This window comes from Streptomyces sp. NPDC058683 (genome assembly GCF_042716195.1).
GTDB lineage: Bacteria > Actinomycetota > Actinomycetes > Streptomycetales > Streptomycetaceae > Streptomyces.
Genome location: NZ_JBHXSK010000008.1, coordinates 1 through 14237, shown reverse-complemented (window position 1 = coordinate 14237; position 14237 = coordinate 1). Strand labels below are relative to the sequence as shown.

Sequence of the window (14237 nt, the reverse complement as noted above, 5' to 3'; positions counted from 1 at the left end):
GTTTCCCCTGACAGTTGGATACGTCGACCGCTGCGCAGAACACGACGGCCGCGCCTCGGCCCCCCGCAACCGTGGCGCGGCCGTCTTCCTGCGACCGTCCCCCAGTGGTTGAGACTGCTGCGCGGTGCCGCGTTGAGCGTTTCGGCGCTGCTCGTCATCGCGCTCGTCCTGACCGGACTGTTCACGCGCTCCGCCTGGTCGGACATCCGGAACCACTCCGCACCCCAGATCACCAGCGCCACCGGCCTGTACTTCACGCTCAACGACATGGACGCCCAGCTGGCCAACCAGCTGATGTTCGGCACCGACAAGGACCTCGCCGACGACCGGAGCACCGCCGCCCACATCTACAACCAGCGGCGCAGCCAAGCGGGCGTCTACCTTCGCGATCTCTCGGTCGCGGCCCAGGGCGACCCGGTCGCCGAGGCGTCCGTCGCCCAGGCCATCGCCGACTTCGGCAGTTACGAGGAGGGCGCCTCCCACGCGCTGATCCTCAGCAAGCAGCACGCCTACGCCGCGGGGAAGACCGACGCCGACACGCTGGCCGCCTACCGGTCGACCACCGATCTGATGCGCAGCCGCCTGCTGCCCGAGGCCGACCAGTTGGTCACGGCCAACAACATCGCCTTCAACACGACCTACGCCACCGCCACGGACAGGCTGTCCTCGGCCCGGATCGGTGTCCTTGCCGCCGGTCTGCTGCTGGTCGCCGTACTCGTCGTTCTCCACCTCTTCTTCACCTTCCGGTTCCGGCGCATCGTGAATCCGGCCCTGGCGGCCGCCGTTCTGATCGCTGTCGGCGTCTCGATCGCCGCGAGCGTGCAGATCTCCGCCCAGCAGGACCACCTGCATGTCGCCCGCCGTGACGCCTACGACTCCGTCGTCGCCCTCACCCGGGCCCGCGCCGTCGCGTACGACGCCAACGCCGACGAGTCCCGCTACCTGCTGGACCAGCCGAACGCCGCCGAACACGAACAGCACTTCTTCGACAAGACACAGCAGCTCATGCGGCTGCCCGGAGCCACCATCCACACCTACGACGCGAAGGCCGCCGCGGCCATGGCCGCCTACCGCGTCGGCCAGGAGGACCTGCGCTTCACCGGCTTCTTCGGCGACGAGTTCCGCAACATCACCTTCCGCGGGGAACGCGAACAGGCCGAGGTCGTCGTCGCCCGCTACCAGGTGTACGAACGGGACGACCGCAAGATCCGCGCCATCGCCACGTCCGGGGACCTGACCGGGGCGATCGCCTACTGCGTCAGCTACAAGCCGGGGGAGTCCAACTGGGCCTTCGGCGAGTTCGACACGGCACTGCAGAAACTGATCACGATCAACACCACTGCGTATGAACGGGCTTCGTCAGAAGGTGCCGGCAGCGCGCTCTCCGCGCCGGTCGGCCTGGCCGGCGCCGCGGTCGTCATCGTCGCTCTCGCCGTGGTCGGCCTGCGGCGACCCCTGGCCGAGTTCCCCAGGAAGGGCTGAGAGCGTGGCCGAGACCGGGTGGCGGGGGATGGCCCCGCCAGACCACTTCGGAGCCCTGCTGCCCGGGATCTTCGCTCATGACCTCCAGGGTGCGCCGCAGGGTGATACCTCCAGGGTGCGCCGCAGAGCGATGGCGGACCGGCCCGGGAACGGGTCCACGAATGACTCGGCGAAGCCCTGGTCGGCCCAGGTCTCCTCGACGACGGAGTGCGGCCGGCGTGTGCACGGCCGGTACCGGTCCCGGGCCGCCGGAGCCCGCGGCTCCCGGGCGGGGCGGTGAACCCGCGCATGGACATTCGATGGGGAACAGGGTGGACACCATGAGCAAGTGCCGACGCCCGGGCTGCGCCGGGACCATCGAGGACGTCGGCGGCGGCGATCTGTACTGCGACGTCTGCGGGCGCGCGCCCGTGCCGCAGCGAGCCGGCACCGGGCGTATCAGGGGTGCCGGGGGCGCCACGCGGGCGGGGGCGCCGTCCGGGAACGAGGGCCTGGGGCGCAGCGGCTCCGGGAACACCTCGGCCTCGCCCCCTTCCGCGCTCGGGCGGCTGTCCCGCACCCTCACCGGCACCGTCGGCGGCCCGTCGATGACCGTGCGCAGCTCCGGTTCCGCAGGCAGCGGCCCGACCCGTGGCAGGCTCGGCGCCGGTCTGGTGTCCGTACCTCCCCTCCCGCGTCCCGATCCGGCCGCCACCGTCCTGAAGAACCCCCAGGTCCCGGAGCGGAACCGCTACTGCGGCAAAAGCGCATGCGGTGCGCCGGTCAGCCGCGGTCGCGGTGACCGTCCGGCTCGCCCGGAGGGCTTCTGTGCCAAGTGTGGCCACCCGTACTCCTTCACCCCCAAGCTGCGGGCGGGCGACGTCGTCCACGGCCAGTACGAGGTCGCGGGCTGTCTGGCGTACGGCGGGCTCGGCTGGATCTACCTCGCCGTCGACCGCGCGGTCAGCGACCGCTGGGTGGTCCTGAAGGGCCTGCTCGACACCGGCGACGAGGACGCGCTGGCCGCCGCCGTCTCGGAGCGGCGGTTCCTCGCCGAGATCAAGCACCCCAACATCGTCCGCATCTACAACTTCGTCGAGCATCTCGACCAGCGCACGGGTTCCCTCGACGGCTACATCGTCATGGAGTACGTCGGCGGCAAGTCCCTGAAGGAGATCGCCGAAGAGCGGCGCGGTCCGGACGGCAAGCGCGAGCCGCTGCCGGTCGAGCAGGCCATCGCGTACGCCGTCGAGGTCCTGGAAGCCCTCGGCCACCTCCACAGCCGCGGGCTGCTGTACTGCGACTTCAAGCTCGACAACGCCATCCAGCAGGAGGACTGGCTGGAGCTCATCGACATGGGCGCGGTCCGGCAGATGGACGACCAGGACTCCCCGATCTACGGCACCGTCGGCTACCAGGCCCCGGAAGTCGCCGAGTCCGGCCCGTCCGTCGCCTCCGACCTCTACACGGTGGCCCGCGCCCTCGCCCTCCTCACCTTCGACTTCCCGGGCTACACGAACGTCTTCGTCGACAGCCTCCCCGGCCCGGCCGACGTCCCCGTCTTCTCACGGTACGAGTCCTTCCACCGGCTCCTCGTCCGGGCCACCGACCCCGACCCCGGCAACCGTTTCGGCTCCGCCGCGGAAATGTCAGACCAACTCCTCGGCGTCCTCCGCGAGATCGTGGCCTCGCAGACAGGCAAGCCCCGCCCCGCCCTGTCCGGCATCTTCGGGCAGGAACTGCGGGTCGTCGAGGACAAGCTGGTCGCCCCTTTGGCCGGCGCCGCGTCCGCCCTCGGTGCACACGTGTTCGCTGTGCGGCGCGGTGCCCCGCGCCGGCCGGTGAACGGGGCCGCAGGCGTCCTGCCGGGGCATCCGGCAAGCAGGGCAGGGGAGTTTGTTCACGCCCCGGCGCCGGTCGGCCCGCCGGGCAACGCCGTCATCGGTCGCACCCCGTCCCCGCCCGGTACGCCCGACACGGTGCCGGAGCGGGCTGCCGGCCCGGCCGGTGAGGCCGGGGGAGGAGCAGTGCTCGGCGTGGCGCGGCTCGACGCGAGGGCCGCCTCCCTCGCGCTGCCGGTGCCGCTCGTGGACCCGGCCGACCCCAACGCCAGGTTCCTGGCGGGCCTGGCGGCCGCGACACCGGCGGAACTGGTCACGGCCCTGCGGTCGGCGCCCGTCGACTCCGTCGAGAGACGGCTGCGGGTCCTGAGGGCGCGGCTGGAGCTGGACGACGTCGAGGCGGCGTCGCGGGTGCTGGCGGCGCTCGCCGACGACGATCTCGACGACTGGCGGGTGGTGTGGCACCGGGCGCTGACCGCGCTGGCGACCGGCGACCACGAGACGGCCGCGCTGGCCTTCGACGCCGTGTACGACGCCTTCCCGGGCGAGGCCGCGCCGAAGCTGGCGCTGGGCGTCTGCGCCGAGATGCTGGGCCGGCTGGACCGGGCCGCCGCGTACTACCGGCTGGTGTGGACCACCGACGAGCGCTACGTCAGCGCCGCGTTCGGCCTCGCCCGCGCGCTGCTGGCCTCGGGCGAACGGGCCGGGGCTGTGGCGGCGTTGGAGTCGGTGCCGGATTCCTCGATCCATTTCACGGCGGCCCGGGTCGCCGCGATCCGCGCCCGGCTGCGCGAGCGGTCTCCACGGGAACCGCTGCTGGAGGACCTTCGTGCGGCAGCCGCCCAGGTGGAGGAGTTGCGGGAGCTCGGTATCGGCGCCGACCGGAGTGAGCAGCTCTCCACCGAAGTACTGGGCAGCGCACTCGACTGGATACTCTCCGGCAGCCCCGGCGCAGGCCCGGAGGCCGTCGGGACCAGACTGCTGGACTACGGCCTGACCGAGCGCGAGCTGCGCTTCGGCATGGAGCGCTCCTACCGTGTGCTGGCCCGGCTCGCCCAGCAGCACAGCTCGACGACCGAACTGGTGGAACGGGCCAACCGCTTCCGCCCCTGGACGTGGGTGTGACAGATGCCGCAACCGACCACCTGCCCCTTCTGCGCCGAACTGCCGGAGCCCGAGGACAAGTTCTGTGGCGCCTGCGGCACGGAACTGACGTCCCCCGGCGAGAAGCCGTCTGCCCGGCCGCGCCCGCGCGACCACCGGGAGCTGGCGCTGGAGGGAGTGGCGGCGGTCAGTGACCGGGGGTTGCGGCACCACCGCAACGAGGACGCCTTCGCGGTGTCCGCGACCACGCTCCCCGACGGCACCCCCGTCGTGCTCGCCGTGGTGTGCGACGGGGTGTCGACCGCGTACCGCCCGGACGAAGCGGCCGCGGCCGCCACCGAGAGCACCACCGGGTCGCTGCTCGGAGCGCTGCAGCGCGGCGCCTCGTTCGAGGACGCGATGCGCGACGCGCTGCTCACCGCGGACCAGGTCGTCACCGACCTCGCCGCCGAGGATTCCGCAGGGGCCCGGGCCCCGCACCGGATCGCTCCGGCCTGCACCTGCGTCAGCGCCATCGCGTCCGGCAAGGTCCTCACCGTCGGCTGGATCGGCGACAGCCGCGCCTACTGGATCCCGGAGGACCGCAGCACCCCCGCATCGCGCCTCACCGAGGACGATTCCTGGGCGACCTGGATGGTCTCGACGGGTCTGCCGCCCGAAGAGGTGTATGCGGACAGCAGTGCCCATACCATCACCGCCTGGCTCGGCGCGGGCTCGGACGAACTCGATCCGCACACCACTTCCTTCGAGCCGGACGGACCGGGGGTCGTGGTGGTGTGCACCGACGGGCTGTGGAACTACGCCGAATCCGCCGAGGAGTTGGCGTCGGCGGTACCGGCGGACGCCCGCGCGCACCCCCTGCGGTGCGCGCAGGTGCTGGTGGAGGCGGCGCTCGACAGGGGCGGCCGCGACAACGTGACGGTCGCTGTCCTGCCGTTTCCGGTGTCTGCCGCACGGGCGGAGCACGAACCCGCGCAAGCGGAACACGAACCCGCGTCATCCGCGTGAAGCGGGCCTAAGGAGCGCAATCGATGGCTGTCTTCTCCAAGCCGACCGTGCCGCAGTTCGCGGTCGACATCTACCAGAACGAGTACCTTCCGGAGGGCGGCCGCGAGGTCAACGCGATCGTCACCGTGACCGCGACCGGCGGCGGTACCCTCGGCGGCCGACCGGTGGGGACCCCGAGCCCGTCCTGGACACCCGGGACCGCACCGGCCGCGGCGGTGGTCGTCATGGTCGACTGCTCCGGCTCGATGAACAACCCGCCGGCCAAGATGCAGAACGCGCGCGACGCGACCGCCGCCGCGATCGACACCATCCGCGACGGCGTGGCCTTCGCCGTGATCGCCGGTACTCATACGGCCCGCGAGGTCTACCCCGCCGACGGCCGGCTCGCCGTGGCCGATTCCGCCACCCGTCACCAGGCCAAGCAGGCCGTGCACAGCCTGGGTGCGGACGGCGGCACCGCGATCGGCAGCTGGCTGTGGCTCGCGGACGAACTGCTCGCCACGGCCGACGTCCCGATACGCCACGGCATCCTGCTCACCGACGGCCGCAACGAGCACGAGGAGCCCGGTGCGCTACGGGCCGTACTCGCCGCCTGCGCCGGACGCTTCACCTGTGACACCCGGGGCGTCGGTACCGACTGGGAGGTGAAGGAGCTCACCGATGTCGCCTCGGCGCTGCTCGGCTCCGTGGACATCGTCGCCGACCCGTCCGGCCTGGCCGACGACTTCCGGCAGATGATGGAGAACGCGATGGGCAAGGGCGTCGCCGATGTGGCGCTGCGCGTCTGGACCCCGGAGGGCTCCGAGATCAAGTGGGTCAAGCAGGTCGCCCCCACGGTCGGGGACCTGACCCTTCGCCGTGCTGAGACCGGCCCCCGCGCCGGTGACTACCCGACAGGTTCCTGGGGCGACGAGTCCCGGGACTACCACGTCTGTGTCCGGGTTCCCCACTCGGAAGTCGGCGAGGAAATGCTGGCCGCCCGGATCTCCCTGGTGGTCCCGCAGCCCGACGGCACGACGCAGGCGGTCGCGCAGGGTCTCGTACGTGCCTGCTGGACCGACGACATGGCCGCCTCCACCCACATCAACCCCCAGGTCGCCCACTACACCGGGCAGGCCGAACTCGCCCAGGCCATCCAGGAGGGCCTGGAAGCCCGCAAACAGGGCGACTTCGACTCCGCGACCGCCAAGCTGGGCCGCGCCGTCCACCTCGCCAGTACCTCCGGCAACGACGACACCGCGAGGCTGCTGGCCAAGGTGGTGGATGTCGTCGACGCCGCGACCGGCACGGTGCGGCTCAAGGCCAAGGTGGCCGGCGTGGACGAAATGACACTGGAAACACGCTCGACGAAAACCGTACGTGTGAAGAAGAAGTAGTGCACCCCGTGCACAGAGGGGCGAAGAGAGAAACAACGAACATGTCGACCTGCCCGAACGGCCATCAGTCCGGAACAGACGACTGGTGCGAGGTATGCGGGCACCGCATGACCTCCGCAGCGGCCCCCTCCGCCTCCGCAGCGTGCCCCGCCTGCGGCGCGCCCCGCGGCGACCTCGCCCGATTCTGCGAGGAGTGCCGCTACGACTTCACCACCCGGGTCGGCGCCGTCTCCGCCCCTCCGTGTCCCTCCTCACCGCCTCTCCCCGAGGCGGCGGTTCCCGAGGGCGCGCCGACCTGGACCGCCACCGTCCGCGTCGACCACGAGTACTTCGCCAAGGTGATGGCCCGCAGCGAGCCCGAGGATCAGGGACGCTACTTCCCCACCCACTCCCCGGACCTCCGCATTCCCCTCACTCACGTCCTGATCACCATCGGCCGCCGCCGGTCCACGGGCCACACCCCCTTCATCGACCTGGGCGGTGACCCCGAAGACCCGGGCGTCTCCCACGAACACGCCATCCTCATCCAGCAGCCCGACTCCACCTGGTCCCTCATCGACAAGGGCTCGACCAACGGCACGACGGTGAACGGCACCGAGGACCCCATCGTCCCCTACAGGCCCCTGCCGCTGACGGACGGCGACCGCGTACACGTCGGACTCTGGACAACGATCACCATCCACCGGAGCTGAACCGCCCCGGTGCGCGCAGCGCCTCGTGCTCGGTCCGGCCGAGCGGTGGGCGCTGTCCCTGCCTCACCGGGCGAGCCGGCCACGGGGTGTGCTGTCGGGAGGTGTGCGCCGGACCTGTATCGTCCCGCACGACATGCCCGGCAGCCGGCCTGCGCCGAGGAGAATCGACATGACCAGCCATCGGCACCCGACCGGCTCGGACGAAGGACCAGCAGCGGGGCTGTCAGGGCCGCATGCTCCGGACCCGCGGGCCGCGGTCCGCCTCTCGCTGATGGTCGGGGCGCTCGGTGTGGTGTTCGGCGACATCGGGACCAGCCCGATCTACACCCTCCAGACGGTGTTCAACCCCGGCGACCCGCACCCCGTCCCGGTCAGCACGGAGAACGTGTACGGGGTGGTGTCCCTGGTGTTCTGGTCGGTGATGATCATCGTCACGGTCACCTATGTCCTGCTCGCGATGCGCGCCGACAACGACGGCGAGGGCGGCATCATGGCGCTGATCACCCTGCTGCGCCGGTGGAGCGGACAGCGCGGCGCACGGGCCGCCGGCATCCTGGCGGCCCTGGGCATCTTCGGCGCGTCGCTGTTCTTCGGCGACAGCATGATCACACCGGCGATCTCCGTCCTGTCCGCGGTCGAGGGCCTGAAGGTCGTCGAGCCGTCACTGGGCGACGCGGTCGTGCCGATCACCGCAGTGATCATCGTGGTGCTGTTCCTCGTCCAGCGCAGAGGAACCGCGGCGGTGGGCCGGGTGTTCGGGCCGATCATGATCGCCTGGTTCCTGGCCATCGGCGCCTGCGGCGTCGTCGGCATCGCCGACCACCCGGAGATCCTCAACGCGCTGTCGCCGACCTATGCGGCGGGCTTCCTGTACGGCCACTTCGGGACCGCCTTCTTCGCCCTGGCCGCGGTCGTGCTCGCGGTCACCGGCGCCGAGGCGCTCTACGCCGACATGGGGCACTTCGGGCGGCGCCCGATCACGCGGGCCTGGCTGTTCCTCGTCTTCCCGGCGTGTGTCCTCAGCTACCTCGGCCAGGGCGCGCTGATCCTCGCCGACCCGGGCAACATCAGCAGTCCGTTCTTCCTGCTCGTGCCGGGCTGGGGACGCTGGCCGATGGTCCTGCTGGCCACGGCCGCCACGGTGATCGCCTCCCAGGCGGTGATCACCGGCGCGTACTCGGTGACCTCCCAGGCGGCACAGCTGGGCTACCTGCCGAGGCTGCGGATCGCGCACACCTCCGAGTCCGCCGTGGGCCAGGTCTACGTCCCCTGGATCAACTGGCTGCTGATGGTCTCGGTCCTCACCCTCGTCTTCGCGTTCCGCAGTTCCGCGGCGCTGGCCTTCGCCTTCGGTATGGCGGTCACCGGCACCATCACCATCACCACCCTGCTGTTCTTCTACGTCGCCCGCGCCAAGTGGGGCACACCGCGCTGGCTGATCGGTACCGGCGCCGCGCTGCTGCTGACGGTGGATCTGCTGTTCGTCGCCGCCAACCTGACCAAGCTGGTCCACGGCGCCTGGCTGCCGCTCCTGATCGGCCTCACCGTGTTCACCGTCATGACCACCTGGCAGCGCGGCCGCGAGCTCGTCACCGCCGAACGGGCCCGACGCGAGGGCCCGCTGGAGGAGTTCATCGAGGAACTCCGCGCCAAGGAGGCGACGACGCTCCGCGTGCCCGGCACGGCCGTCTTCCTCAACCGCGGCAAGGAGACCGCGCCCCTGGCGATGCGGGCCAACCTCGAACACAACCATGTACGGCACGACCACGTCGTGATCCTGGCCATCACGACCGAACCCATTCCCCGTGTCCCGGCCGACCGGCGGATCACCGTCGACGGCCTCGGCTACGCCGACGACGGGATCGTCCACGTCACTGCCCACGTCGGCTACATGGAGACACCGGACGTGCCCGGCGTCCTGGCGGCGCTGGACCCGGCCTCGACCGAGGGGCCGCTGCAACTCGACGAGGCGTCGTACTTCCTGTCCACGATCGAGCTCCGCCGTGGAAAGGCGCCGACGATGGCGCCCTGGCGCAAGCGCCTGTTCATCGCCACGTCCTACATCACCGCGGACGCCGCCGAGTACTTCGGCCTGCCCCGCGACCGGACGGTCATCATGGGCTCGCACATCGAGGTGTAGGCGAGCGCCGACCTCCACACCGAGAGCCGTGGCCGGAGTTCGACGAGACAGAGTGCGCGTCCCTGACCGAGGACGTTCGACAGTCGGCATCGGGGCAGCACACACCGTGGGTCACAAGCGGATTCCCTCGAAACCGGCTTCGCCGTGACGCCGACGCCGGCACTGTCATCGCCGAAGCCCTTCTCGTCCCGCCCCTCGTCCTGCTGCGGGGGAAGCAGGCCGCAGATGAGGAAGAGACCAAGGCCGGAAAACGTCGGCGACACCGAGGGCCGGATGCTCTTCGTCACCACCCCCGGAGGCGCCGAGCCGATGTTCGAGGGCCTGGCCGACCTGCTCGCCGCGCCGGGCCCCACCGACCGCGGGCGCATCGCCGAACTCGTCGAGACCCGCGACGCCGTCTACCTCGAACAGCCGCCCCCGACCCGGGTAGGAGGAACCCGATGACCCCGGCCGCTCGTATCCCGTCCGTCGCCCTGGTCACCGGCGCCAACAAGGGCAACGACCTGCGCACCGCCCGCCGCCCTCACGGACGAGGGCGCCGACGTCCGGTAGGTCCGGCTCGACGTCACCGCCCGTGAAGGTTCCGTCGTCGGCAGTCGGGGGCGCCGCGAAGGCCGCGTTGTTCCCGGGTGTGCCAGGGCCGGCCGCCGTCGGAGGTCACCTGCCGGCGTCCACCGCTCCGGTCCGGGCCTGCTGCGGCCGGGTGGCCATGGCGCGCAGTGTCTCGAAGGCGGTCGCCGTCGGGCTTGCCGGTTCGGCCTGGTAGACCACCAGCTGCTGGTGCGGGGCCCCGTTGACCGTGAAAGCCGCGAACTTGATGTGCAGGTCGCCGACCTGAGGGTGTTTGAGGTGCTTGCCCTCCTGGGACTTGCCCTTGACGTCGTGCAGTTGCCAGAGCGCGGCGAACTCCGCGCTCCGGGCGGACAGTTCCGCCACGACCTCGGCGATGCGGGCGGACTCGGGGTCATGGCCGTAGGCGGCCCTGATCTCGGCGACGCAGGAGTGCGCGGCCCGCTCCCATTCCTGGTAGAAGTCGCGTCCCGCCGGGTCGACGAACACCATGCGGGCGAGGTTGTCGAACTGGTCGAAACCGCTGTGGAGCGCCGTGGCCAGGGAGTTGCCCGCCATGATGTCGAGGGCCGGGCCGACGACGAAGGCCGGAGTGTGCTCCCATCCCTCCATCAGCTGCAACAGCTGCGGGCTGACGTCCGTCTCGCCCCGGTCGTGGGGGCGCTGCGAGGCGGCCAGGCAGAGGCGGTTGAGATGGTCGGTGGACTCCGCGTCCAGTTTCAGCGCCTGCGCCACGGCATCGAGGACCTGCGGGGACGGGCTGTTCTCACGCCCCTGTTCCAGCCTGATGTAGTAGTCGGAGCTGACTCCGGCGAGCAGCGCGACTTCCTCTCTGCGCAGTCCCGGCACCCGGCGCCGCCCGTGTTCGGGCAGGCCGACGTCGTGTGGCTTCAGGGCTTCTCTGCGGGCTCGGAGAAAATCACCCAAAGGCGTCCCATTGCTCATGCGGCAAGACTAGATGGATTTCGCCCGGTGAGAAGTGCCGGGCATGCAGTATCACATCAGGTCGCTTGCCCGTCGCACAGGGTGATTCCGTGCCGGGGTGTCGAAGAGGGGAGGACGGCCGAGATGTCAGGCCGCAGTCCGGCACCGCGCCGCCCCGTGCGGCGCGTAATCCTGGGTGTAATGCACCCACCGTCGGCGGAACTTTTCCGGGCGCTTTCCGCCTAGCCTCGATGACATGGACAAGGACACGCACCTCGACTCGGTGGAAGGGCTGGGTCGGTTTCTCCGGGCCCGTAGAGAACGCCTGAGCCCCCTGGCGGCGGGACTGCCCGCCGCCGGCCGGCGACGGGTGCCCGGGCTGCGGCGCGACGAGGTCGCGACGCTCGCGGGCGTCAGCCTGGGCTACTACAGCCGGCTGGAACAGGGCCGTGAGGTCAGTCCGTCGCCCCGGGTCCTCGAGGCCATGGCCCGGGTGCTGCAACTCGGGGACGAGGACAAGCGGGAGCTCTTCCGGCTGGCCCAGCCGGCGGCCCGCCGTACGAAGGCACCCGTCCGGGTCGAGCGTGTCCGGCCGCACCTGCGACAGCTGATCGGGAGCTGGACCAGGACACCGGCCTTCATCATCGGCCACGCCCAGGACCTGCTGGCCACCAACGCACTGGCCGACGCCCTCTACGGCGACTTCGCGCAGCACGACAACGTCCTGCGCATGCTCTTCCTGGACCCCGCCGCGAAGACCTTCTACCGCAGCCCGGAGCGGGCCAGGCACCGGGCGGTCGCCGACCTTCAGCAGACCGCCGCGAGCACCCCGGAGGACCCCCGCATCCTGGAGCTGGTCGGCGAGCTGTCGGTGCGCAGCGGCGAGTTCCGCGCCCTGTGGGCACGCGAGTACACCCGGGTCCCGCCGTACGAGATCAAGCAGGTGTACCACTCCGTCGTGGGAGACCTGGAGCTGCGGCACGAGGCCCTCGGCATCCGCAGCGCCCCGGGGCAGCAGCTCGTCGTCCTGCAGGCCGAGCCGGGCTCCCCCTCGGCCGACGGGCTGGCCCTGCTGGGCTCCCTCGGCGCGCCCGAAGTGCCGCACCAGCCGGACCCCGCGCACGGCACCTGAGCCTCATCCTGGGTGCAGGACTCCCAGGAAAACCGCTGCCTTCATATCACCGTGCTGGAGGGACAGACTCGAATACGTCAACAAGAAATCCCCCTCGGAGGGGAAATCGACGAAAGAGGTTTTTCTCATGGCTACGTGGTTTGTCACCGGTGCCTCCCGAGGAATCGGCGCGGAAATCGCTCGTGCCGCTCTGGCCGACGGTAACAATGTCGTGGTCGCCGTACGAAATCCGGAGCGTGTACCGGACGATCTGAAGAGTTCCGAAAAGGTCTTCGCGGTCGCCCTGGACGTCACGGACAACGACAGCATTCCGCGCGCGGTCGAGGCCGCCGTGGAGCGGTTCGGCGGTATCGACGTCCTGGTGAACAACGCCGGCCGCGGCCTGCTCGGCGCGCTGGAGGAGATCTCCGACGCGGAGGCCCGGTCGCTGTTCGACCTCAACGTCTTCGGTCTCGTCAACGTCACCCGCGCCGTGCTGCCCGTGATGCGCAAGCAGGGCTCGGGCCGGCTGGTGCACATCGGGTCCCGCTCCGGTTTCGAGGGTGAGCCGGGCGTCAGCCTGTACAGCGCCTCGAAGTTCGCCGTCGCCGGCATCAGCGAAGCGCTCTCCGCCGAAATGGCGCCGTTCGGAATCCAGTCGATGGTCGTCGAGCCGGGCGTCTTCCGCACCGACTTCCTGGACGCCAGCTCCCTGTCGGTCGCCGGGAACCGCATCGGCGACTACGACGACACCCCCGCGCACGTGACGCTGGACTGGATCGACCGGGCCAACCACGCGCAGCTCGGCGACCCCGTCAAGGGCGCCGCCCTCATCGTCGAGGTGGCCGCCACCGAGAAGCTGCCCACGCATCTCTACCTCGGACGCGACACGCTTGAGCGGCTCGACGTCAAGTACCAGCAGGTGCAGGACGACCTCGCCCCGTGGCGCGAGAAGTCCGCGGCCACCGCGCACGACGACGCCGCCTGACGCCGACGCTTTGCCGGGTGCCCGACCCGCTCGGGCACCCGCGGCGGCCCGGCGCCCCCGCCCCCCACACGCCGAACCGTCGCTCTCCGAACCCCGTGATCAAAGAGATTGAGGTTTTGTGATGTCTGCTGCCCTGCTCACCGGTACCCCCCTCGCCGGCCGTGTCGCCGTCGTCTCCGGCGCCTCCAGCGGCATGGGGGCCGTCACCGCCGAGCGCCTCGCCGGACTCGGCGCGACCGTGGTCGTACTGGCCCGGCGCAAGGAGCGGCTGGACGATGTGGTCAAGAACATCGAGGCCGCCGGCGGCACCGCGCTCGCCCTGGCCGTCGACGTGACCGACCGCGCTGCCGTCCAGGCCGCCGCCGACCAGGTCGCCGAGCGCTTCGGCACGGCCGACCTCGTGTTCAACAACGCCGGTGTCCAGCTCATCTCCGGCATCGAGGAGCTCAAGGTCGACGACTGGCAGCGCCAGATCGACCTCAACATCGGCGGCCTGATGAACGTGATCGCCGCGTTCGTCCCGCACCTGACGGAATCCGCCGCCGCGGGCAGGCCCGCCGACCTGGTCAACACCTCGTCGATCGCGGCCACCCGGATCCTGACGAAGTTCTCCGTCTACTCCGGCACCAAGGCGTACATCAGCCACCTCACCCGGCTGCTGCGCGTCGAGCTCGGCCCCAAGATGGTCCGGGTGGCCACCATCGAGCCCGGCATGGTCGACACCGAGCTGCCGGACCACGTCACCGACCCCGACGCCTCCAGGCTGATGGCCGACCTCATCCACGACATCGACGTCCTGCAGAGCGCCGACATCGCCGAGACCGTCGCCTTCATGGCCGCCGTCCCGCGCCACGTCAACCTCACCGAGATCACCATCCTGCCCACGGCCCAGGCCATCTGACGTTCGTTCCGGCGTGGCGGGGGGGTGCAGGCCCGGTGGGGTGTTCCCCCCCCCCCCGCCCGAGGGAGTCGGGGGGGGGGGCCGTGGGGTGGTAACCGACCTCGGGGGGGGGAGCAAGCCC

Annotated in this window: 11 protein-coding genes; 10 read left to right on the top strand and 1 reads right to left on the bottom strand. The window is 70.9% G+C overall.

The features are described 5' to 3' along the window. Positions 1 to 132: 132 nt before the first annotated feature. The 7 genes from ACFWXC_RS10450 (at position 133) to ACFWXC_RS10420 (ending at position 10066) form a co-directional block, all read left to right on the top strand. The gene (locus tag ACFWXC_RS10450) at positions 133 to 1482 is read left to right on the top strand and encodes a hypothetical protein (protein ID WP_384476181.1); all 1350 of its coding nucleotides are present in this window, start codon (positions 133 to 135) and stop codon (positions 1480 to 1482) included. Positions 1483 to 1802: 320 nt separating this feature from the next. Continuing rightward, entirely contained in the window at positions 1803 to 4427 is a 2625-nt protein-coding gene (locus tag ACFWXC_RS10445) for a tetratricopeptide repeat protein (protein WP_384476178.1), read from the top strand. Positions 4428 to 4430: 3 nt separating this feature from the next. After that, positions 4431 to 5414, top strand: coding sequence for a protein phosphatase 2C domain-containing protein (locus ACFWXC_RS10440; RefSeq protein WP_384476175.1), 984 nt, complete (start codon positions 4431 to 4433; stop codon positions 5412 to 5414). Between the two features lie 23 nt (positions 5415 to 5437). Further along, a complete protein-coding gene (locus ACFWXC_RS10435) occupies positions 5438 to 6790 on the top strand; it encodes a VWA domain-containing protein (protein ID WP_384476172.1) in 1353 nt (450 codons plus the stop codon). 107 nt (positions 6791 to 6897) lie between these two features. Then, positions 6898 to 7482, top strand: a complete 585-nt coding sequence (locus ACFWXC_RS10430) for an FHA domain-containing protein (protein WP_384476169.1) — start codon at positions 6898 to 6900, stop codon at positions 7480 to 7482. A gap of 169 nt (positions 7483 to 7651) precedes the next feature. Continuing rightward, positions 7652 to 9622 carry a potassium transporter Kup gene (locus tag ACFWXC_RS10425; RefSeq protein WP_384476166.1) on the top strand — a complete coding sequence of 657 codons (1971 nt, stop codon included), beginning with the start codon at positions 7652 to 7654 and terminating at the stop codon, positions 9620 to 9622. A 225-nt stretch (positions 9623 to 9847) separates the two neighbouring features. Further along, complete coding sequence (locus tag ACFWXC_RS10420) at positions 9848 to 10066, top strand: hypothetical protein (RefSeq protein WP_384476163.1); 219 nt, start codon at positions 9848 to 9850, stop codon at positions 10064 to 10066. Positions 10067 to 10279: 213 nt separating this feature from the next. Here ACFWXC_RS10420 and ACFWXC_RS10415 read toward each other — a convergent pair whose 3' ends face one another. After that, positions 10280 to 11137, bottom strand: a complete 858-nt coding sequence (locus tag ACFWXC_RS10415; protein ID WP_384476160.1) for a helix-turn-helix transcriptional regulator — start codon at positions 11135 to 11137, stop codon at positions 10280 to 10282. A gap of 235 nt (positions 11138 to 11372) precedes the next feature. Here ACFWXC_RS10415 and ACFWXC_RS10410 point away from each other — a divergent pair, with 235 nt between their 5' ends. The 3 genes from ACFWXC_RS10410 (at position 11373) to ACFWXC_RS10400 (ending at position 14116) form a co-directional block, all read left to right on the top strand. Next, entirely contained in the window at positions 11373 to 12248 is an 876-nt protein-coding gene (locus ACFWXC_RS10410) for a helix-turn-helix transcriptional regulator (RefSeq protein ID WP_384476157.1), read from the top strand. Between the two features lie 127 nt (positions 12249 to 12375). Continuing rightward, positions 12376 to 13215: an SDR family NAD(P)-dependent oxidoreductase gene (locus tag ACFWXC_RS10405; RefSeq protein WP_384476154.1), complete on the top strand. Its 840-nt coding sequence runs from the start codon at positions 12376 to 12378 to the stop codon at positions 13213 to 13215. Positions 13216 to 13333: 118 nt separating this feature from the next. Next, entirely contained in the window at positions 13334 to 14116 is a 783-nt protein-coding gene (locus tag ACFWXC_RS10400; RefSeq protein WP_384476151.1) for an SDR family oxidoreductase, read from the top strand. Positions 14117 to 14237: the final 121 nt, after the last annotated feature.